We start from the raw sequence: 21,787 nt of genomic DNA, 5'->3' as shown, positions 1-21,787 counted from the left end.
TTTTGATAAATCGGCTGCAAGGTGCTTTGCCATACTTTTTCGTTCACGTCCCCTGCATAGCGATAATGAATGATACCTTTGCCATCAATAATGAAGGTTTCTGGTGCACCATAAACCCCGAGATCTAGCCCGAACGATCCTTTTTCATCTTTAATCACAAGCTGATAAGGATTGCCCAAATCTTTCAGCCATTTAATGGCTTTGTCCGTTTTGTCTTTGTAATCCACACCGATAATGGTTACCCCTTGTGAATGGAGCTGATTCAAATATTGATGCTCCGCATAGCAAGTGGGACACCAAGTCGCCCACACATTCAATAAGATCGGTTTACCTTGTTGGAAAATGCCTTGATCGTGCGTTTTATTCTCAAACAGATCTTGCAAAGTTGCTGCTGGCACGGGCTTGCCCACTAAAGCACTTTCCAAGGCTTTAGGATCATCACCGTTGGAATTGCGTTGTAATTGCACGAAAAAGGCGATGGTTAGCGCTAAAAATAAAATCAAAGGAATAGCATATTTTTTATTCATCACGACCTTCTTATTCTGTTTGAGCTTTGGTTAATAACTGTTTGAAACGGTAGCGTCTGTCAAGCATACAGAGCAAGCCACCTAACGCCATAAATACGCCGCCGAACCAAATCCAACGGATAAACGGTTTGTAGTATAAACGCAATGCCCACGCACCATTGCCAAGGCTTTCGCCTAAGGCCACATAAAGATCGCGACTAAAGCCCCAGTCAATCGCCGCTTCTGTCATTGACATTTTACTCACGGTATAAAAACGTTTTTCAGCATACAATGTGGTTTCGTATTTGCCGTTTTTGCTGATTTCAATTTCCGCTTTGCCGCCGAGATAATTCGGGCCATTGGCATCACTAATGCCTTGGAATTTGAAATCATAACCCGCAATATCAATGCTGTCGCCTACGTTCATTCGCACATCACGTTCAATGCTGTAGTTTTGGCTAAAGGCAATGCCCCAAACGGTCATCGCTACACCAAGATGCGCCAACACCATTCCCCAATGGGAACGAGAAAGTTTGCTTAGCCCCACAAAGAAATTGTGGCGGTGCGTGGCGCGCTGTTGTAATTCGTATAATGCCAATACAGTGATAATCACCGACATCATCACGCCAAGCACGGAGGTTGCGGTGATGCGATCTTGTAACCAATAAGGCAGTACAAAGCCAGCAATTAGCATCAAAATTAGGCTGATAATCACTGGCGTTCTAATGGCAGAAAATTGATCTCTGCGCCATTTCACCAAAGGCCCAATGCCAAGTAATAAGGCAAACGGGATCATAATGTATAGGAACATTTGATCGAAGAACGGCGCGCCAATCGAAATGCTGCCCAAGCCAAGTTGTTTATGCACCAAAGGCAATAATGTGCCTAAAAAGACCACCGCAAGTGCGGTCATTAATAAAATATTATTGAGCAATAACATGGTTTCACGGGAATAACGCTCGGCATTATCTCTTGAGCGAATACGGTTGCCTTTGTAGGCATACAGGGTAAGCGAACCGCCAATCACCACGATCAAATAAGCCAAAATATAAAGCCCACGAGTTGGATCGGACGCAAAAGCGTGAACAGAAACCAAAATACCTGAGCGCACAAGGAATGTGCCGAGCAAACAAAGGGAAAAGGCTAAAATCGCAAGCAATACTGTCCAAGCTTTAAACGAGCCACGCTTTTCGGTTACCGCAAGAGAATGTAATAATGCCGTTCCTGCCAACCAAGGCATTAGTGACGCGTTTTCAACTGGGTCCCAGAACCACCAGCCGCCCCAGCCGAGTTCGTAATACGCCCACCAAGAGCCAAGAACAATCCCTAAAGTTAAGAAAACCCAAGCCGCCATTGTCCAAGGGCGCGACCATCTTGCCCAGGCAGTGTCTAGTTTGCCTGTCATTAATGACGCAATGGAAAAGGCAAATGCTACGGAAAAACCTACATAGCCCATATAAAGTAGCGGTGGGTGGAAAATCAAGCCGACATCTTGCAGCAGCGGATTTAACTCTCGCCCTTCCACAGGGAAATCAGGAAATGTGCGATCAAAAGGATTGGAGGTGAATAAGACGAAAATTAAGAAACCAATGGTAATCACGCCCATTACCCCCAGCACGCGCGCGACCGCTTCTTGCGGTAACGGCTTACTGAAAAAGGCGACTGCTGCACTCCATAAGGTGAGCAACCAAATCCATAGCAATAGCGATCCTTCGTGCGAACCCCACACGGCGGATGAGCGGTAAGCCAACGGCAAGTTGGTATTGGAATTATTCACCACATATTGCACGGAAAAATCGTTGGTGGCGAATAAATAAAATAAACTGGCAAAAGCTAAAGTTAGGCTGAAAAATAGCCCATAAGTCATTGGGCGCGCCAATGCCATTAGCTGCGCGTTATTTTTTTCTGCGCCATATAAAGGGAAAAACGCCAACAGCAGGGAAACGCCCAAACTCAAGGCTAACGCATAGTTTCCTAATTCTGCGATCATTATTTACCTTCTTGTTTTTCTTGACGATCACGCTCGCTTTCGCCCGTTAAATCTGAAATACCCATTGGTTTATGCACTTTTTTCATTTGCTCGCCTTAATTCTGGCGGCACATAATTTTCATCGTGTTTCGCTAACACTTCACTTGCTTCCAACAACGTTGGTGTTTTTAGCACGCCTTGTGCCACAATGCCCTGCCCTTCACGGAATAAATCGGGCAAAATGCCTTCATATTCCACGGTGATCGAAGGCCCAATATCGTTAAGATCAAACACTACTTTCAGGCTTTTGTCATCACGTTTCACCGTGCCTGCCACCACCATTCCGCCCACACGGATACGCTGCCCTACTTTCGGTTTAGTTTCCGCATCGTCATTTTTACCGTAGATCACTTCCGTTGGGGTGTAAAATAAATCAATATTTTGACGCAACGCATACAGCACCAGTGATGACGCCACCGCCACGCCAATTAACACAAATAACACAATGGTTAAGCGCGATTTACGTCTTGGATTCATAGGCTTTCTCCTGTTCTGCGGTTTTGTTCATATTGCGCGCGTTGTTGTTCGCGCTTAATTTCATTTATAAGTTTTTTCTTGCTCATTACGCCTTGCAAGATCAAACCCGCAATGGCTAAGAAAGAAACGCCATAAGAAAGCCAAACGTAAAAACCGTAGCCCCCCATATTCAGAAAATCACTCACAGATTCAAAAAACATCATCTTATCCTTATAAAATTAAAAATTCTTGAAAAAACCACCGCACTTTATTTTTACGAAAACGAAAGTGCGGTGCAAATTGGTTAAATTTTTTGCTGACTGACTAACGCTTTCACCCAAGGGCGTTTTTTCTCATCATTTAATAACGCTAAACGATAACGCACTAAGGTTAAGCAAATGGTTAAGGCCATAAAACCGAAAATCGATAAAATTAATGGAATTAACATTGGCGTGGCGATGGACGGCTTTTCAAACTTCGTGATACTCGCCCCTTGGTGCAAGGTGTTCCACCATTCCACTGAAAAGTGAATAATTGGAATATTGATCACACCGACGATGGATAAAATCGCTGCCGCTTTCATTCCTGTTGTGCGATCTTGGAAAGCAGAATACAGCGCAATCACGCCTAAATATAAGAAAAATAAGATTAATGATGCGGTAAGTCGCGCGTCCCACACCCACCAAGTTCCCCACATTGGTTTGCCCCAAATTGCACCTGTTGCCAAGGCGATAAAGGTGAATACCGTGCCGATCGGCGCCATTGCGATGATAGAAAGATGAGCTTGGCGAATTTGCCACACCAAACCAATCACACCCGCAATCGCCATTGAAACATAAATGCTCATTGACCAAATCGCCGCTGGAACGTGGATATACATAATGCGAAAGCTGTTGCCTTGCTGATAATCTGCTGGCGCATAGGCCAAGCCCCAAACTAAGGCGGAGCCAATTAATAAGGTTGAAAGCACCACAAACCAAGGAATAAATTTTCCGCATAAATGGTATTGGGTTTCTGATTTGGCATAAGGGTGAAGCCATTTCCACATAATCAATCTTTCCTTTAATCAAAAATAAAAACTTGTGCCTTATTCAAGGCTAATTCGTAATGCCCCCGCAATGGCAAAAGGCGATAAGGTCAGTGCCGCACATAACATTGCGCCCAAAATAGCAAGTTGCCCGTTATAAGGCAAGGCAAGTGCTGCTGCTTCAAGGACGGACGCAGAAAAAATCAACACTGGAATAAATAGGGGTAACACTAATAAACTCAGCAACACGCCGCCTTTGCGCAGCCCAACAGTGAGCGCCACGCCAATCGCGCCAAGGCAGCTTAAAATTGGCGTGCCAAGCAACAAGGTTAGCACCAACGCCCACCATAAATGGCTGTCGAGGGAAAGCAACAACGCCGCAATGGGTGAAAGCAAAATAAGCGGCAAGCCGGTTAATAACCAATGCGCTACCACTTTCGCTAAGGCGGTTAAGGCTAAATGTTGAGAGCTGAGCATTAATTGCTCCAGCGATCCGTCAATAAAATCATCGCGAAACAAACGTTCAAAAGAAAGCAACGCGGAAAGCAATGCCGCTACCCAAGCCACCCCGGGGGCGATTTCTGCCAGCAATTTTGGTTCAGGGCCAATCACTAACGGAAACAGGGTGATAATAATCAAAAAGAACCATAACGGATTGAGAATCTCCGTTTGTTTTCGCATCGCAATGCATAATTCCCGTTTGATGATTTGCGCAAATATCTGCATAAAAAATTCTCTAATTTTGCACCGCACTTTATCTATGATGAAGCTATTCGCGGTGTGAATAAAATTTATATTTCTCTAAATCTAACACTTGTAATTGTTCGCTTGGAATTTCTTGGTGGCTGGTTAAAATCACCATTCCGCCTTTTTCCACTTGCTGTTCAAATAAACGCGTTAAAATGCGTACGCCATTTTTGTCAATGGAGGTAAAAGGCTCATCTAAAATCCATAATGGCGCTTGGGAAAGCCATAGACGCGCAAGAGCAATTCGCCGTTGTTGCCCTGCAGAAAGTTGCCCAGAAATAACGTCTTCGCGCCCAATCAATCCCACTTTTTCCAATGCTTGCCAAAGCGCCTCTTCCCCTTGCTGACATTGGCTAATGGCTTGATAAAATTTCAAATTTTCCCAAGGGGTTAGCTCTGGCTTAATGCCTGCGTGATGGCCTAAATACAACAGTTGGTAATAATAATCTTCGCGGCATTGTTTGATCGCCTGCCCATTCCAACACACTTGCCCTGCCAAAGGTGGCGCAAGGCCAACTAAAATGCGTAACAAGCTGGTTTTGCCAATGCCGTTATGTCCTTCAATCTGCACAAAATCACCACTTTGCCAAGTGAGCGATAAATCCGTAAACAGGGTTTTATCGCCACGCTGGCAGGCAATTTGTTCGAGCTGTAATTGATTGATTATTGACATAAAATTCACCTATAAGGAAAAGTGCAGTGATTTTATCACAAGGGCATAGGTGAGCGTAGTTATTCCACAAAAGAAAAACTAACTCTTTTGTAGTATTTATAGGTGGTTATTGATTTAACGCAAAAATTGCTTTTTGCCGTTTTGAGAAAAAAATGTAATAAATTTTATCCACGCCATTTCTAAAAAAGTGCGGTATAAAAAGTAAACCTTTTACCTAACTCAAAATATTTATCTTTTTATCCACAAAATAATAGTTTATTAATCTATCTCAAATTCTTGTAAATCGTTTACCTTGGATAAAAATGCTAAAATTTTGTTTGACAGTTTATTTTTAATTAGTAAGATAAAACTCGTTTTCAAGAAGGATTATGTTTTATGTTTACTCGTGTTTTACTCTCACTCCACCTGCTTCTCTCACAGTTTTTGTGCGGCTAGCTTGTGGATGAAAAACACCAAGGTAAAAACTTCCCAAATTTGACCCGCACTTTTTAGGCGGGTTTTTTTATATCTTCAAAATGAAAGGACAGATTATGCAAGATCAAGTGATTATCTTTGACACCACCTTACGCGATGGTGAACAAGCGTTGAAAGCCAGTTTGACAGTAAAAGAAAAATTACAAATCGCTTTTGCCCTTGAACGTCTTGGTGTGGACGTAATGGAAGTGGGTTTTCCTGTGTCTTCCGCGGGGTTTTGAATCCGTCCGTACCATTGCGGAAAACATTAAAAATAGCCGAGTGTGTGCCTTATCGCGCGCAGTAGATAAAGATATTGATGTGGCGGCAGAAGCGTTAAAAGTGGCAGAAGCCTTTCGTATTCATACTTTCATTGCCACTTCTGCCTTGCACGTTGAAGCTAAATTACGCCGCACGTTTGATGATGTGGTAGAAATGGCGATTAACGCCGTAAAACGCGCGCGCCGTTATACCGATGATGTAGAATTTTCTTGCGAAGATGCAGGGCGTACGGGCATTGATAATATTTGTCGTATTGTGGAAGCTGCCATTAAAGCAGGGGCAACCACAGTGAATATTCCTGATACCGTGGGTTATTGCTTGCCAATGGAATATGGCAATATTATCGCCAATGTAATGAACCGCGTGCCGAATATTGATAAAGCGGTGATTTCTGTGCATTGCCACAACGATTTGGGTATGGCAACGGCAAATTCTTTAACTGCGGTGCAAAATGGCGCGCGACAAATTGAATGTACGGTAAATGGTATTGGTGAGCGTGCAGGTAACACCGCTTTGGAAGAAGTGGTAATGGCGATTAAAACACGTCAAGCCTTGTTTGGCGTGGATACGCGCATTAATACGCAAGAAATCCACCGCGTCAGCCAAATGGTTAGCCAATTATGTAATATGCCAATTCAGCCAAATAAAGCTATTGTTGGATCGAATGCTTTCGCCCATTCTTCGGGCATTCACCAAGACGGTATGGTGAAAAATAAAAACACCTATGAAATTATGTCGCCAGAAACCATTGGCTTGAAGAAAGAAAAATTGAATTTGACTGCACGTTCTGGCCGTGCTGCAGTGAAAAACCATATGGATTCAATGGGTTATCAAGAAAATGAGTATGATTTGGATAAATTATACGAAGCTTTCTTGAAATTAGCGGACAAAAAAGGGCAAGTCTTTGACTACGATTTAGAAGCCCTTGCCTTTATTGATATGCAAGCAACAGGGTGATGAAGATCGCTTAACCCTTGATGTAATCACCTCGCAAATGATTAGCCATTTGCCTGCTTCCGCTTTCGTGCAAGTGGAATTGGATGGCGAGAAATTAAGCCAAGTATCCAGCGGCGGTAATGGCCCTGTGGACGCAGTGTTTAACGCTATCTTGAAAATCACCAATATTGATTTAAAAATGTTGAACTATAACTTAACTGCGAAAGGGGAAGGGGCTGAAGCGCTTGGGCAAGTGGATATTGTGGTGGAACATAAAGGACGCCGTTTCCACGGTGTGGGTTTGGCAACGGATATTGTGGAATCTTCAGCCCGTGCGCTTATCCACGCCATTAATGCGATCTACCGCTCGCATAAAGTAGAAAATTTAAAATTAAGCAAAAATGCAATCAATTAAGGAGTGATGTGATGAAAAATTATAATGTCGCCGTATTAAGTGGCGATGGCATTGGCCCAGAAATTATGGCTGAAGCCATCAAAGTGCTTGATGCTGTACAGCAAAAATATGGCTTTCAGCTTAACTTTCGCCATTTTGATGTGGGCGGTATCGCCATTGATAAACACGGCACGCCATTGCCAGCAGAAACCTTAAAAGGCTGCGAAGAAAGTGATGCAATTTTATTTGGTTCAGTGGGAGGGCCTAAATGGGAAAACTTACCGCCAAATCAACAACCTGAACGCGGCGCATTATTACCATTGCGTAAACACTTTGCTCTATTTTGTAATTTACGCCCTGCAACTCTATACAAAGGATTAGAAAAATTCTGCCCATTGCGTGCAGATATTGCGGCGAAAGGCTTTGATATGGTAACGGTGCGTGAATTAACCGGCGGGATCTATTTCGGTCAGCCTAAAGGTCGTGAGGGCGAAGGGAAAAACGAAAAAGCCTATGATACGGAAATCTATCACCGCTATGAAATTGAGCGTATCGCCAAAGTGGCCTTTGAAACCGCAATGAAACGCACTAAACACGTTACTTCAGTGGATAAAGCCAACGTATTGATCAGCTCTACCCTATGGCGTGATGTAGTGGAAGAAGTGGCAAAAGACTATCCTGAAGTGAGATTGGATCATATCTATATTGATAACGCCACGATGCAATTAATCAAACAACCTGAATTTTTTGATGTGTTGCTCTGCTCAAATATTTTCGGCGACATCATCTCTGATGAATGTGCAATGATCACGGGATCAATGGGAATGCTTCCTTCCGCCAGCCTAAACGAACAAGGTTTCGGTTTATACGAACCTGCAGGAGGCTCAGCCCCAGACATCGCCGGCAAAGGCATCGCCAACCCAATCGCACAAATTCTTTCCGCCGCAATGATGTTGCGTTATAGCTTTGATCTCAATGACGCCGCCACCGCAATAGAAAGTGCGGTGAAAAAAGTGCTAGAAAATGGCTACCGCACCGCAGATCTTGCAGATGAAAGTGCGCCTGTTTCAACGAAAGAGATGGGTGATCTTATTGTGGCTGAGATTTAAAAATCTCCCCTTAGCCCCCTCTTTATCAAAGAGGGGAAAATGAGATACTCACTCTCTTTTAATTTAACCAAAATAAGAATAGCGCACCTTCGGGTTCCCTTCTGTTTTGCCCGAGTGTGAATGAATTTTTAGGAAAATTTAGTTTGTCTGAGGCACAAAGTGCCGAGTTATAAATTTTCCGTTAAGAAAATTCATTCTAAGCGAGGAAAAGCAAAACAGCAGGGTGTGCTTTTTTGCCTACTTTTTTGCACAAGCAAAAAAGTAGGTTCACAAAACGAGTAATAAATATGAAAAAAACCCTATACGACAAATTATTCGATGCTCACATCGTTTACGAATCAGAAGGCGAAACACCGATTTTATACATCAATCGCCATTTAATTCACGAAGTAACCAGCCCGCAAGCCTTTGACGGATTGCGTGTTGCCAATCGCCAAGTGCGTCAAGTGGGTAAAACTTTCGGTACAATGGATCACAGCATTTCAACGCAAGTGCGTGATGTGAATAAATTAGAAGGACAAGCCAAAATCCAAGTATTAGAACTTGCCAAAAACTGTGCCAATACAGGGATTGAATTGTTCGATATGAACACCAAGCAACAAGGTATCGTTCACGTTATGGGGCCAGAGCAAGGTTTAACCTTACCGGGAATGACTATCGTCTGTGGGGATTCACACACTGCTACCCACGGGGCATTTGGGGCATTGGCATTTGGTATCGGCACATCTGAAGTGGAACACGTTTTAGCCACCCAGACTTTAAAACAAAGCCGTGCGAAAAATATGAAAATTGAAGTGCGTGGCAAAGTTGCCCCAGGAATTACGGCAAAAGACATCGTGCTTGCTATTATTGGCAAAACCACAATGGCAGGTGGCACAGGACACGTTGTAGAATTTTGCGGTGAAGCCATTCGTGATCTTTCTATGGAAGGAAGAATGACCGTCTGCAATATGGCCATTGAACTTGGTGCAAAAGCAGGATTAATCGCACCAGATGAAACGACTTTTGAATACTTGAAAGACCGCCCTTATGCCCCGAAAGGCAAAGATTGGGACGAGGCAGTGGCGTATTGGAAAACCTTGAAAACCGATGAGGGCGCAGAATTTGATACGGTGATCGTATTAGACGCGAAAGATATTTCACCACAAGTAACTTGGGGAACAAACCCAGGGCAAGTGATCGGCATTGATCAAACCGTGCCAAATCCCGCAGAAATGAATGATCCTGTGGTTCGTGCTTCTGCTGAAAAAGCCTTAGCTTATATTGGGTTAGAAGCTAATGCGGATTTAACTCAAATCCCCGTTGATCAAGTTTTTATAGGCTCTTGCACTAACTCGCGTATTGAAGACTTACGCGCTGCTGCCGCGGTGATGAAAGGGCGTAAAGTTGCTGATAACGTAAAACGCGTGTTGGTGGTTCCGGGATCTGGTCTTGTAAAAGAACAGGCCGAAAAAGAGGGCTTAGATAAAATCTTTATCGAAGCAGGGGCTGAATGGCGTAACCCTGGTTGTTCAATGTGTTTAGGAATGAATGATGACCAATTAGGCGAATGGGAACGTTGTGCTTCCACCAGCAACCGTAACTTTGAAGGTCGTCAAGGGCGCAATGGTCGCACTCATCTTGTGAGCCCAGCAATGGCTGCGGCGGCAGCGGTGTTTGGTAAATTTGTTGATATTCGCCAAGTGGAATTATATTAAGGAGAAATTATGGCAGGCTTTAAACAACATTCAGGCATTGTCGTGCCTTTAGATGTGGCAAATGTAGATACCGATGCCATTATCCCAAAACAATTTTTGCAAGCCATCACGCGAGTTGGCTTTGGCAAACACTTATTCCACGAATGGCGTTATCTTGATGCAGAGGGCAAACAGCCGAATCCTGATTTTGTGCTGAACTACCCGCAATATCAAGGGGCAAGCATTTTATTGGCACGCAAAAATCTTGGCTGTGGTTCTTCCCGTGAACACGCCCCTTGGGCATTGGCTGATTATGGCTTCAAAGTGATGATCGCCCCGAGCTTTGCGGATATTTTCTACAACAACAGCCTAAATAATCATATGTTGCCAATCCGTTTAAGCGAAGAAGAAGTGGAAGAAATCTTCCAATGGGTGGCTGAAAATCAAGGGAAAACCATTGATGTGGATTTAGAAAAAATGACCGTCACCGTAGGCGAAAAAGTCTATCCCTTTGAACTAGACGAATTCCGCCGCCACTGCCTATTAAACGGCTTAGACAACATCGGCCTCACCCTGCAACACGAAAACGCCATTGCAGAATACGAGAAAAATATTCCTGCGTTTTTGAGATAAACTTAAGGCTGATACAACGTCAGCCTAATTTTTACCGCAGCACTAGCAATCTTAACCATTTTCACGCATACTTAAATCCAGAATTTTTCATTTGGGTTATGATTTATGCTTAATAAACGTTATTCTTTTAGTTATTTATTTGTAAACACTGCTGTTTCAATTTATTTTTTATCAATATTTTCTTTTTAAGCGTAGCTATAACATAGCACCCGCCTTGCTCATTTTAGCGACACTTATCCTTTTTATAACAAGTAAAGAAAGAAAAAATATCTTTAAATTTAATAACGAACAAAAGACATTAGCTTTCAGTTATTTTTTCTACTTTGCAACACTTGCATTTTCTGTATTATTCCATCACGGAAAATTAAACGAATTAGATAATCCTAGTCGCATTTTACTATTCTTACCAATCATTCCATTATTAGTTAATTACAAACTTAGCTTTCATATTTTAATAAAAGTTATCCCTTTCTCTGCCCTATTAGCTGGAATTATTGCACTTATTCAGCGTTTTTATCTTGGGTATGAACAAGCATATAGCAATGTTATGCATATTCAAGGCGGTGATATGGCTATGAGTTTAGGTGTATTTTCAATTTGTATTAGCTTATATTTTTGGACAAATAAAAATAAGAAATTTGCTCTACTCGTATTATTCTGTGCCTTAATGGGAGTATTAGGAAGCATTTTATCTACCGCTCGTGGTGGCTGGATTGGCGTACCATTTATATTGGCATTTACCTTATATATTTATCGCAAGAAACTGCCTAAATATTTCTTTCCTATCCTATTTTCTACAATTTCAACATTTGTTGTTATTGTTTCTCTCACCAACACAGGAGGCATTATTGATCGCATCAATGCGGCTAAAGCAGATATTACGCAATATGTGAGTAGCGAAAACACTTCTACTTCTGTTGGTGCCCGTTTCGATATGTGGAAAGCTTCTTGGATTGCTATTCAAGAAAACCTATTTTAGGTTGGGGAAAACAAGGTATTTATGATAAAAAGCAAGAGCTTGCAAAAGAAGGCATTATTAGTGAGTATGCAGCAAGTTTCGTGCATAATCATAATCAATTTATTGATGATACAGTAAAAAAGGGCTAATTGGACTTATAGCCTTATTATTTGTTTTTATTGTTCCTTTACGCTTTTTTATTAGTAACTTAAAAACAGATAATCCAGAACTATTATGCCTTTCTAGTTTGGGGATCATTCACGTTACATCTACAATGTTTTATAATTTCTCACAAAGTTTCTTTAGCCATAATTCAGGAAATATTTTCTATTTCTTTTTGATTGTGATTTTTTATGCTGCCATTAAAGTGGTAAAGAATAAAAATTAAGACATAAAAATAATGCCCTATTACTGGGCATTATTTTTAAAAGTCGGTGATTTTTCTGGTATTTTTATTTATTATCGACTAAATGCTTTTCATTAAGCATACAATGTATTAAACATTAACATCGCAACCGTCATTGGGCCAACCCCTCCTGGTACTGGGGTGATGTAACCTGCTCTTTCTTTTGCTTTGTCAAATTCCACATCACCAGAAAGTTTGCCGTCCACACGGTTAATTCCTACATCAATCACCACTGCGCCTTCTTTAATCCATTCGCCGGGGATAAATTGTGGCTTTCCTACGGCAACCACTAGAATATCCGCTTGTTTCACGTGGTGTTCTAAATCTTTTGTGAAACGATGTGTTACCGTAACAGTACAGCCTGCAAGTAATAGCTCTAACGCCATTGGACGCCCTACAATGTTGGACGCTCCTACAATCACGGCGTGCTGACCATAAAAATCAATACCTGTGGTTTCTAACAGTTTAATGACACCGTAAGGAGTACAAGCACGCAGTGTAGGAATACGCTGACATAAGCGGCCCACATTATATGGGTGGAAGCCATCTACATCTTTGTTCGGTGAAATACGTTCAATAACAGAAGTGCTATTAATATGAGCAGGTAAAGGCAGCTGAACTAAAATACCATCAATTAGTGGATCTGCATTTAGCTCATCAATTAAAGCAAGCAATTCTTGTTCCGATGTACTTTCAGGCAAATCATAAGACTTAGAAAACATTCCTATTTCTTCGCAGCTTTTGCGTTTGCTGGCAACATAAACTTGCGAGGCAGGATCGGCGCCAACTAAAATGACCGCTAACCCTGGCGCACGTTTGCCTTGTTGGGTATATTGTTGAATTTTTTCAACAATTTCTGATTTGATTTCTTTAGAGAGAGCTGTGCCAGAGATGATTTGTGCCGTCATTACATTTTCCTTAAAATGAAATACTGAGAAAGTAAACGTTTGCTATTTTCTCAAAAAAAACATTCCAATGTAAGCCTAATTGAGATAATTTTGAGCGATTAAATAAAAAATAGAAAAAATTCATTGACTGATAAATGAAAGCTACTTATAATGCTACACATCTGTCGGCGAGTAGCGCAGCTTGGTAGCGCAACTGGTTTGGGACCAGTGGGTCGTAGGTTCAAATCCTATCTCGCCGACCACTTCTTTTTTTATCTATATCCATTTGAAATGCGCCCTTAGCTCAGCTGGATAGAGCAACGGCCTTCTAAGCCGTAGGTCATTGGTTCGAATCCAATAGGGCGTGCCATTATAATCATTTCTTATTAACAAACTTTTATTTATTCTTATTTTGTATTTATTTTTCTAAAAACATATCCGCACTTTTGACAAAACAAGCAATCGTAACTCATTTTCTAACTTGTTCTTCTTTTATGCTGATGATTTTTTTCTAACGTATTATTCCAATGATAAAAAAATCCCCGTAGCTAAAACTACGGGGAGTTGTGCAATAGAAATCTAAAAATCAGAAAAATTTCCACCGCACTTTAAAAATGAGAAGTTGGGACGAATTACATCATACCGCCCATTCCACCCATACCGCCCATACCAGCGCCTAGGTCTACTTTATCTTCTTTTGGAATTTCGGTTACCATCGCTTCAGTGGTAATCATCAATCCAGCGATAGAAGCGGCGAATTGAAGGGCTGAGCGGGTTACTTTGTTGGGTCAAGGATACCCATTTCCAACATATCGCCATATTGCTCAGAACCAGCGTTGTAACCGAAGTTTCCTTCACCCGATTTCACCGCACTTGCCACCACAGAGGCTTCTTCCCCAGCGTTGGTAACGATTTGGCGTAATGGCGCTTCCATTGCACGCAAGGCAAGTTTAATACCCACATTTTGCTCTTCATTATCGCCTTTTAAGCTTGCTGCAACTTTAGTTGCCGCACGGATTAAGGCAACACCACCACCAGCTACGATACCTTCTTCCACAGCTGCACGAGTTGCGTGTAAAGCATCTTCAACGCGATCTTTTTTCTCTTTCATTTCAACTTCAGTTGCCGCACCCACTTTAATTACAGCCACGCCGCCCGCTAATTTTGCCACGCGTTCTTGTAATTTTTCTTGGTCGTAATCTGAAGTGCTTTCTTCAATTTGTTGACGAATTTGTGCAACACGGTCTTTGATTTGCGCTTCTTCGCCCACGCCATCAATAATAGTTGTGTTGTCTTTGTTGATCACAACACGTTTTGCTTGGCCTAAATCTTCTAAAGTTGCTTTTTCTAACTCCATACCGATTTCTTCAGAAATCACAGTACCCGCAGTTAAAATCGCAATATCTTGTAACATTGCTTTACGGCGATCACCAAAGCCTGGTGCTTTTACCGCAGCCACTTTCACGATACCACGCATTGTGTTCACCACCAAGGTCGCAAGGGCTTCGCCTTCCACATCTTCAGCGATAATTAACAATGGTTTACCTGCTTTCGCAACGGCTTCTAACACTGGCAATAATTCACGAATGTTAGAGATTTTTTTGTCCACTAAAAGAATGAACGGATTGTCAAATTCTACAGTTGCAGATTCTGGTTTGTTGATGAAATAAGGTGAAAGGTAACCACGATCGAATTGCATACCTTCAACCACTGCCAATTCATCTTCTAAACCTGTGCCGTCTTCTACGGTGATCACGCCTTCTTTGCCCACTTTTTCCATTGCTTCGGCGATTAATTTACCTACAACGTTGTCTGAGTTAGCTGAGATTGTTCCCACTTGCTCAATTTCTTTTGAGCTTTCGCACGGTTTAGAGAGGTTTTTTAACTCCGCCACGACTGCACTTACGGCTTTGTCGATACCGCGTTTTAAATCCATCGGGTTCATTCCCGCAGCCACGGCTTTTAAACCTTCATTTACGATAGCTTGGGCTAATACGGTTGCTGTTGTTGTACCGTCCCCTGCAGCATCATTGGCTTTAGAGGCCACTTCTTTCACCATTTGTGCGCCCATATTTTCGAATTTATCTTCTAATTCGATTTCACGCGCAACGGATACGCCGTCTTTCGTGATCGTTGGTGCGCCAAAGGCTTTGTCTAAAATTACATTACGACCTTTCGGGCCAAGGGTGACTTTCACTGCGTCTGCAAGAATGTTTACACCGTTAAGCATTTTTACGCGAGCATCATTGCCAAATTTAACGTCTTTTGCTGCCATTTTTTATTCCTTCTTAATAATTAATTTTGCTAAAAGTGCGGTGAAAAATAACCGCACTTTTTGATGATTGATTTGAGATTATTCTACGATAGCTAAAATATCGCTTTCAGAAATGATTAACACTTCTTCGCCATCAATTTTTTCCGCTTTCACGCCATAGCCATCATTGAAGATAATGGTGTCGCCAACTTTTACATCTAAAGGCAACACGGTACCATTTTCTAAAATGCGCCCTTTACCCACTGCAAGCACTTTTGCACGGGTTGATTTAGTCGCCGCAGAACCAGTTAAAACAATTCCGCCAGCAGAAAGGGTTTCCACTTCTTCACGTTTGATGATCACACGATCGTGTAATGGACGAATATTCATTGTAATTTCCTTCTTAAGTTGAGGTTTTAAAACAAAAAAGTATCTTCAATATGGGGCAGGATTTTTTCCTTTCAAGAGAATAGCAAAAAATTTTTTGTAAAAATAGGTAAAAAAGCCCGCACTTTTGAGATAAAGATGAGAATAATTTTTATTTACTTGTCGTATTTTTTTCGGTAAAGTCAATGCTAGCTAAAACAAAGCTTGGCTAAAAAGTTTCAGCTAAATTTAACAGGCGTTTTTCACTGAATTCAAAAGGAGAAATTCTATTTTCTACGCAAAGTGCGGTGCAAAAACGCAGAGATTTTAACCAATTACCAACTTTTACCACGGAGAACGTGCAATGAAAAAAACAGTATCTGCTTTGGCCTTATTAACCACGTTTGCAGCGCCTGCTTTCGCCGCCAACGAAGTGAATGTCTATTCTTATCGCCAACCTTATTTGATCGAACCTATCTTGAAACAATTTGAGCAAGAAACGGGCGTGAAAGTGAATTTTATTTTTGCCGATAAAGGCTTAGTTGAGCGGGTAAAACGTGAAGGTGAGCTTAGCCCGGCTGATGTACTATTAACCGTGGACATTAGCCGTGTGATGGAAATTGTGAATGCGGGCTTAGCACAGCCTATTCAATCCAAGGTGTTAGATAGCAACATTCCCGCACAATTCCGTGATAGCCAAGGCAAATGGTTTGCGCTAACCAGTCGCGCGCGCGTGGTGTATTCATCGAAAGATCGCGTGGGTAAATTGCCAGCAAGCTTCACTTACTATGATTTAGCCAAACCTGAGTTGAAAGGCAAAGTGTGTGTGCGTTCAGGCAAACATTCTTACAATGTTTCGTTAATTGCCTCAATGATTGCTCACGATGGCGTAGAAAAAGCCAAAGATTTCTTAACAGGATTAAAAGCGAACTTGGCACAAAAACCACAGGGTGGCGACCGTGATCAAGTGAAGGCCATTAAAGAAGGCGTGTGCGATTATTCATTAGGCAATAGCTATTATTACGGCAAAATGCTTGAAGATGAAAAACAAAAAAGCTGGGCGGAAGCGGCTTACATCAACTATCCAAACCAAGAAACCGTGGGAACACATATGAATATTAGCGGTGTGGTGATCGCGAAATATGCCCCAAATAAAGACAATGCGGTGAAATTAGTGGAATTTTTAAGTGGCGATAAAGCACAGCATCTTTATGCTGAATTGAACCACGAATATCCAGTAAAACCGTCTGTACAAAAATCTAAATTGGTGCAATCTTGGGGTGAATTTAAACAAGATAATCTGCCATTAGAAAAAATCGCAGAAAACTATGAAAATGCGTTGAAATTAATCGATGAAGTAAAATTTGATCTGTAATAGATCCAATCTATGCTAGCCTATACCCATCAGGGATAGGCTAGTTTTATTTTGATTATGGATAATTCCGCAAAACATAAAAATTTTTTCGCAAAAAGCACCGCACTTATCGCATTATTGGCGGTATTGGGGTTCTTCTTGCTGCCGATTATCGCCTTGTTGTTTTCGGCGTTTGAAGGCTCGTTGCACAGTTTGCAACATTTATGGCAAACGGTGTTTACCGACTATTTATTCAATTCTCTAAGCTTGGTATTCGGCACAACTGCGCTCAGTTTATGCTTTGCCTTGCCCTGCGCATTTTTGGTGTCGCGTTATCATTTTGTTGGCAAAACGCTGTTGCAATGGTTACTTTGCCTGCCCCTTGCCATTCCTGCGTATTTATCTGCCTATCTTTACACGGATTTTTTAGACTATCCCGGCATCGTGCAACAAAGTTTACGCACTTGGTTTGATTGGCAAAGCAAGCAAGATTATTGGTTTCCTTCCATTCGCAGTCTAGGCGGCGCTTGCTTTATTTTGGCGCTGTCGTTGTATCCTTATATTTTCTTATTAGTCAGAATGGCGTTGATGGAGCAAGGCGACAATTTACAGCAAAGCGCAAAACTGTTGGGCGCAAGCCGCTGGCGTGTGTTTTACAAAATTACCTTTGCCCTTATCCGACCAGCTATTGCGGTGGGTTGTGCTTTGGTGGCAATGGAAACCTTGGGCGATTTTGGCACGGTAGCGTTTTTTGCCATTCCTTCACTCACTACGGCGATTTACGACACTTGGCTTGGCTTTGGCGATTTGCAAGCCGCAGCGCAGATTTCTCTGTTTATGCTCGGGTTGTTAGTGCTATTTATCAGCATTGAGCGTTATGCACGCCGCCAGCAGCGCTATTATCAACGTTCAGGACAGCGTCCTGCGCAAACCCAACGGCTCAATGGACTAGGCTGGGGATTATTGTTATTCAGCACACTGTTAATTATTCTTGCATTTTTTATCCCGCTCTTTCAGCTGAGTTATTGGTCAATTATCTATTTTGAACAAGCGTGGACAGCAGATTTCTGGCAATATAGCCAAAACAGCTTGCTAGTTTCTGGGCTAGCAATGATCATCTGCGTATGCTTAGCGTTATTAATGCACTTTTGGGCAAGGTTACGCCCAACACCTTTGGCAAAAATAGCCGTGCGCTTTTCTGCGCTAGGTTACGCTATTCCCGGAACAGTTCTGGCAATCGGCTTGTTAATTCCTTTTACCTTTGCCGATCATCAACTTAACCGCTTGTTAAAATGGCTTGATTTGCCAATGCTGGGCTTGGTGTTTTCAGGCTCAATTTTCGCCTTGGTGTCCGCTTATGTGATCCGCTTTTCAGCAATGGCTTTGGGTAGCTTAGAAACTAGCTTGAGCCAAATTCCGCCGTCTTTAGATATGGCAGGCAGAATGTTAGGCTATAAATCTGGGGGAATTTGGCGCAAAATCCACTTACCCCTAATGCGCAAAGGCATTTTCACTGCATTATTGCTGGTTTTTATTGAAAGTATGAAAGAACTCAATGCGTCTTTATTGTTGCGTCCGTTTAATTTTGATACGCTCGCCACCCACGTTTTCACCTTTACTTCAGATGAACAGCTTGAACGCGCCGCTTTGCCCGCCTTAGTGCTTATTTTAGTGGGGATTATTCCCGTGTTGATTTTAACTCGTTCTTTACTGCAATCAGGGAAAAAAGCTTAATAATGAATACCTTAGATATTACCCATTTAACCTGCTGCTATAACAATCAGCCCATTTTGCAAGATCTTAATTTATCCATAGAAAATGATGATATTGTGTGTTTGCTCGGTGCAAGTGGCTGCGGAAAAACCACCTTGCTCAAAGCCGTTGCAGGATTAATTCCGCTAAGTGCAGGTAATATTCGTTTGCAAGACAAAGAAATCCAACATCTTGAGGCGAATGAGCGAGAAATAGGGCTGATCTTTCAAGATTATGCGCTTTTCCCCCATTTAACCGTGGCGGAAAATATTCTATTTGGTTTGCATCAAATAAATAAAAGCGAGCAAACAAAAACCTTACAAAAAATGACCGCACTTGTGCATTTACAAGGGTTGGAAAAACGCTATCCCCACGAGCTTTCGGGCGGCCAGCAACAGCGCGTTGCCATTGCCCGCGCGCTAGCTTGTCAGCCCAAATTATTATTGCTTGATGAACCTTTTTCTAACATTGATAGCCAAGTTCGCCATCAAATGATCGAAGAAATTCGCCATATTCTAAAACAACAGCATATTCCCGCCATTTTCGTTACCCATAGCAAAGAAGAAGCCTTTCTCTTTGCGGATAAATTAGCGGTAATGAACCAAGGGAAAATCTGCCAAATCGGCGCGCCAAGCGCGGTTTACCAACAGCCAAACTGCCCTTTTGTCGCCAACTTTTTGGGGGAAATGAATTATCTGCCTTGCCAGCCTATTGATGATCAGCATTGCCAATCGATACTTGGCGTGCATTTGTGTTCCACCCATCAATCACAACAAGCACCGAGTTATCTCGCAATCCGCCCCGAACAACTACAATTATGCGTGCCAGATGCCCCAATACAAGCCAATGGCATTATTCGCCAACAACGTTTTCTAGGCGCTTATTATAAATATCAAGTGGAAATGACTGGCTTAGAACTCATCATTACAAGCAAACAATCTTTGCCCTAGGTGCGAGGGTTCAAGTATTATATGAGAAAGAAAGTGGGGTAATCTTTGCTGAAAAATAATGCGTTGAAAATTGGAATGTTATATAGGCTATAAAAAGTAAAAGCCTTGAAATTTCTTTCAAGGCTTTAAAATCTGGTGGAGATAATCGGGATCGAACCGACGACCTCTTGAATGCCATTCAAGCGCTCTCCCAACTGAGCTATATCCCCGTAAATGTGTCGCTTATAATAATTAGCAGAATGAATGCTGTCAATATTAAATTCACTGCATTCATTCGCTAGATTAAATATTAAGCGCTTTATATTAGGCGTTTTGTGCCTTGATAAAATCAATCGCTTTTTGAATGCGGGCGAGGGAGCGCTCGCGCCCGATGCCAACTAGGGTAACGTCCATTGATGGAGATTGCCCTGCGCCTGTTACCGCAACACGCAATGGCATACCTACTTTGCCCATTCCTACGCCGAGTTCTTCTGCTGTTTGTTCAATAGCTTGGTGAATTGGCTCAGCCGCCCATTGAGAAAGTGCGGTCAATTTTTCTTTGACTTTTTCAAGTGCTTCAACCGCTCCAGATTTAAAGTGTTTTTTCACCGCACTTTCGTCAAAATGATCAAAATCTTCAAAAAAGTAACGGCTTGCAGTTGCCATTTCTTTTAACGTCTTACAGCGTTCACCAAGCATTACAACAATCTCGCTTAATGCTGGCCCATTGCTAGTGTCAATGCCTTGGTGCTGATAATGCCAGGCAAGGTGTTTAGCCACATATTCAGGCGGTAATTCACGAATATAATGATGGTTTAACCATAACAATTTTTCTGTGTTAAATGCGCTGGCAGATTTGCTTACCTGAGTTAATTCAAACAACTTGATCATTTCTTCTACGGAGAAAATCTCTTGATCGCCGTGTCCCCAACCTAAGCGTACTAAATAGTTGAGCAAGGCTTCAGGGAGAAAGCCATCATCGCGATATTGCATTACGCTCACTGCACCGTGGCGTTTAGACAATTTCTGTCCGTCATCACCTAGGATCATTGAAACGTGTGCATAAGTCGGAATTGGCGCATTTAACGCCTTCAAAATATTAATTTGACGAGGAGTATTATTGATATGATCTTCACCGCGTACAACGTGCGTAATGCCCATATCCCAGTCGTCAATCACTACGCAGAAGTTATATGTTGGTGAACCATCAGTACGGCGAATAATTAAATCATCAAGCTCGCTGTTGCTGATCTCAATGCGTCCACGCACGGCATCATCAAATACCACGGAACCTTCTTGTGGGTTTTTGAAACGCACAACGTGAGGAGCATCTGGATTCTCAGGCGCGTGATGTAAGCAATAACCATCATAACGTGGTTTTTCTTTATTTTTTTCTTGCTCATTGCTAAATTTTCTAAACGCTCTTTGGAGCAATAACAACGATAAGCCAAGCCCTGTTCAAGCATTTGATCAATTACTTGATTATAACGATCAAAACGTTTCGTTTGGTAATAAGGGCCGTGATCCCAAGCTAAGTTAAGCCATTCCATTCCTTCTAAAATCGCTTGCGTGGCTTCTGGCGTAGAACGTTCTAAATCAGTATCTTCAATGCGTAATACAAATTCACCTTGGTTATGTTTTGCAAATAGCCAAGAATATAATGCGGTTCTTGCACCGCCAACGTGCAAATAGCCTGTTGGGCTAGGCGCAAAGCGAGTACGAACTTTCACGGACGGATCTAAATTAAATAGCGGTTCTGCTTTCATTTTATTTATAACCTTTGTTTACAGTAAAATTAAATCGGCGGTATTGTACTATGAGTTCATCTAATTCACGATAAAAAAAGCAAGTTTATGTTTATTTTTACAACACTTAAACAAAAATATGCAAAAACTTATTGACTGTGTTTTGAGAACACTTATAATGCCAACCCACAACACAAGGGCGATTAGCTCAGTTG

16 protein-coding genes, 3 tRNA genes and 4 pseudogenes are annotated in these 21,787 nt (G+C 42.0%); 11 read left to right on the top strand and 12 right to left on the bottom strand.

Annotated elements, in window-relative coordinates:
- The 7 genes and pseudogenes from C3Z13_RS07675 to ccmA all read right to left on the bottom strand — a co-directional run.
- Positions 1-527 (bottom strand): DsbE family thiol:disulfide interchange protein (locus C3Z13_RS07675; RefSeq protein ID WP_103855531.1); only part of this gene is annotated, 527 nt, incomplete at its 3' end.
- A gap of 10 nt (positions 528-537) precedes the next feature.
- On the bottom strand, positions 538-2,496 hold the full coding sequence (locus tag C3Z13_RS07670) for a heme lyase CcmF/NrfE family subunit (protein ID WP_103855530.1): 1,959 nt from the start codon (positions 2,494-2,496) through the stop codon (positions 538-540).
- Positions 2,496-3,012: pseudogene (gene ccmE / locus C3Z13_RS07665) on the bottom strand (cytochrome c maturation protein CcmE). The gene C3Z13_RS07670 and the pseudogene ccmE overlap by 1 nt, the downstream one beginning before the upstream one ends.
- Complete coding sequence (gene ccmD, locus C3Z13_RS07660; RefSeq protein ID WP_103855529.1) at positions 3,009-3,212, bottom strand: heme exporter protein CcmD; 204 nt, start codon at positions 3,210-3,212, stop codon at positions 3,009-3,011. The pseudogene ccmE and the gene ccmD overlap by 4 nt, the downstream one beginning before the upstream one ends.
- 83 nt (positions 3,213-3,295) lie before the next feature.
- The gene (locus C3Z13_RS07655) at positions 3,296-4,039 is read right to left on the bottom strand and encodes a heme ABC transporter permease (RefSeq protein ID WP_103855528.1); all 744 of its coding nucleotides are present in this window, start codon (positions 4,037-4,039) and stop codon (positions 3,296-3,298) included.
- A 39-nt stretch (positions 4,040-4,078) separates the two neighbouring features.
- On the bottom strand, positions 4,079-4,744 hold the full coding sequence (gene ccmB, locus C3Z13_RS07650) for a heme exporter protein CcmB (protein ID WP_103855527.1): 666 nt from the start codon (positions 4,742-4,744) through the stop codon (positions 4,079-4,081).
- Between the two features lie 43 nt (positions 4,745-4,787).
- On the bottom strand, positions 4,788-5,438 hold the full coding sequence (gene ccmA, locus C3Z13_RS07645) for a cytochrome c biogenesis heme-transporting ATPase CcmA (RefSeq protein ID WP_103855526.1): 651 nt from the start codon (positions 5,436-5,438) through the stop codon (positions 4,788-4,790).
- 530 nt (positions 5,439-5,968) lie between these two features.
- On the opposite strand from ccmA, the pseudogene leuA reads away from it, so the two are divergent.
- The 6 genes and pseudogenes from leuA to C3Z13_RS12345 all read left to right on the top strand — a co-directional run bounded on the left by leuA (position 5,969) and on the right by C3Z13_RS12345 (position 12,028).
- Positions 5,969-7,524, top strand: a pseudogene (leuA, locus tag C3Z13_RS07640) (2-isopropylmalate synthase).
- 11 nt (positions 7,525-7,535) lie between these two features.
- Entirely contained in the window at positions 7,536-8,612 is a 1,077-nt protein-coding gene (gene leuB, locus C3Z13_RS07635; protein WP_103855525.1) for a 3-isopropylmalate dehydrogenase, read from the top strand.
- Between the two features lie 287 nt (positions 8,613-8,899).
- A complete protein-coding gene (leuC, locus tag C3Z13_RS07630; RefSeq protein WP_103855524.1) occupies positions 8,900-10,309 on the top strand; it encodes a 3-isopropylmalate dehydratase large subunit in 1,410 nt (469 codons plus the stop codon).
- Positions 10,310-10,318: 9 nt separating this feature from the next.
- Positions 10,319-10,921: a 3-isopropylmalate dehydratase small subunit gene (gene leuD, locus C3Z13_RS07625; RefSeq protein WP_103855523.1), complete on the top strand. Its 603-nt coding sequence runs from the start codon at positions 10,319-10,321 to the stop codon at positions 10,919-10,921.
- A 214-nt stretch (positions 10,922-11,135) separates the two neighbouring features.
- The gene (locus tag C3Z13_RS12350) at positions 11,136-11,900 is read left to right on the top strand and encodes an O-antigen ligase family protein (RefSeq protein WP_245872591.1); all 765 of its coding nucleotides are present in this window, start codon (positions 11,136-11,138) and stop codon (positions 11,898-11,900) included.
- On the top strand, positions 11,870-12,028 hold the full coding sequence (locus tag C3Z13_RS12345) for a hypothetical protein (RefSeq protein ID WP_245872590.1): 159 nt from the start codon (positions 11,870-11,872) through the stop codon (positions 12,026-12,028). Before C3Z13_RS12350 ends, C3Z13_RS12345 begins: the two co-directional genes overlap by 31 nt.
- Before the next feature lie 331 nt (positions 12,029-12,359).
- On the opposite strand, the gene folD is transcribed toward C3Z13_RS12345, so the two are convergent.
- Positions 12,360-13,193, bottom strand: a complete 834-nt coding sequence (folD, locus tag C3Z13_RS07615; protein WP_103855522.1) for a bifunctional methylenetetrahydrofolate dehydrogenase/methenyltetrahydrofolate cyclohydrolase FolD — start codon at positions 13,191-13,193, stop codon at positions 12,360-12,362.
- Positions 13,194-13,358: 165 nt separating this feature from the next.
- On the opposite strand from folD, the gene C3Z13_RS07610 reads away from it, so the two are divergent.
- Positions 13,359-13,435, top strand: a tRNA-Pro gene (locus C3Z13_RS07610).
- Between the two features lie 30 nt (positions 13,436-13,465).
- Positions 13,466-13,542, top strand: a tRNA-Arg gene (locus C3Z13_RS07605).
- 262 nt (positions 13,543-13,804) lie between these two features.
- On the opposite strand, the pseudogene groL reads toward C3Z13_RS07605, so the two are convergent.
- Together groL and C3Z13_RS07595 are read right to left on the bottom strand one after the other, a co-directional pair.
- Positions 13,805-15,447: pseudogene (gene groL / locus C3Z13_RS07600) on the bottom strand (chaperonin GroEL).
- 78 nt (positions 15,448-15,525) lie between these two features.
- Positions 15,526-15,816 (bottom strand): co-chaperone GroES, encoded by a 291-nt coding sequence (locus C3Z13_RS07595; RefSeq protein WP_017806817.1) that lies wholly within the window; start codon positions 15,814-15,816, stop codon positions 15,526-15,528.
- Between the two features lie 340 nt (positions 15,817-16,156).
- On the opposite strand from C3Z13_RS07595, the gene C3Z13_RS07590 reads away from it, so the two are divergent.
- Genes C3Z13_RS07590 through C3Z13_RS07580 form a run of 3 tightly spaced genes read left to right on the top strand, consistent with a single transcriptional unit; the run spans position 16,157 to position 19,848 of the window.
- Positions 16,157-17,167: a Fe(3+) ABC transporter substrate-binding protein gene (locus tag C3Z13_RS07590; RefSeq protein ID WP_103855521.1), complete on the top strand. Its 1,011-nt coding sequence runs from the start codon at positions 16,157-16,159 to the stop codon at positions 17,165-17,167.
- Positions 17,168-17,224: 57 nt separating this feature from the next.
- Positions 17,225-18,880, top strand: a complete 1,656-nt coding sequence (locus tag C3Z13_RS07585) for an ABC transporter permease (protein WP_103855520.1) — start codon at positions 17,225-17,227, stop codon at positions 18,878-18,880.
- A 2-nt stretch (positions 18,881-18,882) separates the two neighbouring features.
- Complete coding sequence (locus C3Z13_RS07580; RefSeq protein WP_219827903.1) at positions 18,883-19,848, top strand: ABC transporter ATP-binding protein; 966 nt, start codon at positions 18,883-18,885, stop codon at positions 19,846-19,848.
- Positions 19,849-19,981: 133 nt separating this feature from the next.
- On the opposite strand, the gene C3Z13_RS07575 is transcribed toward C3Z13_RS07580, so the two are convergent.
- Together C3Z13_RS07575 and gltX are read right to left on the bottom strand one after the other, a co-directional pair.
- Positions 19,982-20,057, bottom strand: a tRNA-Ala gene (locus C3Z13_RS07575).
- Between the two features lie 94 nt (positions 20,058-20,151).
- A pseudogene (gene gltX, locus C3Z13_RS07570) lies at positions 20,152-21,593 on the bottom strand (glutamate--tRNA ligase).
- Positions 21,594-21,787: the final 194 nt, after the last annotated feature.

This window comes from Avibacterium endocarditidis (assembly GCF_002921145.1).
Lineage (GTDB): Bacteria > Pseudomonadota > Gammaproteobacteria > Enterobacterales > Pasteurellaceae > Avibacterium > Avibacterium endocarditidis.
Note: the sequence above shows the minus strand (reverse complement) of the source record. Positions and strands in the feature narration are given on the sequence as shown.

What these genes read in the sequence shown, in the direction of transcription:
- folD (WP_103855522.1), bottom strand. Translation starts at nt 13,193, where the DNA reads ATGACGGCACAAATCATCTCTGGCACAGCTCTCTCTAAAGAAATCAAA.
- C3Z13_RS07655 (WP_103855528.1), bottom strand. Translation starts at nt 4,039, where the DNA reads ATGTGGAAATGGCTTCACCCTTATGCCAAATCAGAAACCCAATACCAT.
- C3Z13_RS07670 (WP_103855530.1), bottom strand. Translation starts at nt 2,496, where the DNA reads ATGATCGCAGAATTAGGAAACTATGCGTTAGCCTTGAGTTTGGGCGTT.
- leuC (WP_103855524.1), top strand. Translation starts at nt 8,900, where the DNA reads ATGAAAAAAACCCTATACGACAAATTATTCGATGCTCACATCGTTTAC.
- C3Z13_RS07585 (WP_103855520.1), top strand. Translation starts at nt 17,225, where the DNA reads ATGGATAATTCCGCAAAACATAAAAATTTTTTCGCAAAAAGCACCGCA.
- ccmD (WP_103855529.1), bottom strand. Translation starts at nt 3,212, where the DNA reads ATGTTTTTTGAATCTGTGAGTGATTTTCTGAATATGGGGGGCTACGGT.
- C3Z13_RS07590 (WP_103855521.1), top strand. Translation starts at nt 16,157, where the DNA reads ATGAAAAAAACAGTATCTGCTTTGGCCTTATTAACCACGTTTGCAGCG.
- ccmB (WP_103855527.1), bottom strand. Translation starts at nt 4,744, where the DNA reads ATGCAGATATTTGCGCAAATCATCAAACGGGAATTATGCATTGCGATG.
- ccmA (WP_103855526.1), bottom strand. Translation starts at nt 5,438, where the DNA reads ATGTCAATAATCAATCAATTACAGCTCGAACAAATTGCCTGCCAGCGT.
- leuB (WP_103855525.1), top strand. Translation starts at nt 7,536, where the DNA reads ATGAAAAATTATAATGTCGCCGTATTAAGTGGCGATGGCATTGGCCCA.
- C3Z13_RS07595 (WP_017806817.1), bottom strand. Translation starts at nt 15,816, where the DNA reads ATGAATATTCGTCCATTACACGATCGTGTGATCATCAAACGTGAAGAA.
- leuD (WP_103855523.1), top strand. Translation starts at nt 10,319, where the DNA reads ATGGCAGGCTTTAAACAACATTCAGGCATTGTCGTGCCTTTAGATGTG.
- C3Z13_RS07580 (WP_219827903.1), top strand. Translation starts at nt 18,883, where the DNA reads ATGAATACCTTAGATATTACCCATTTAACCTGCTGCTATAACAATCAG.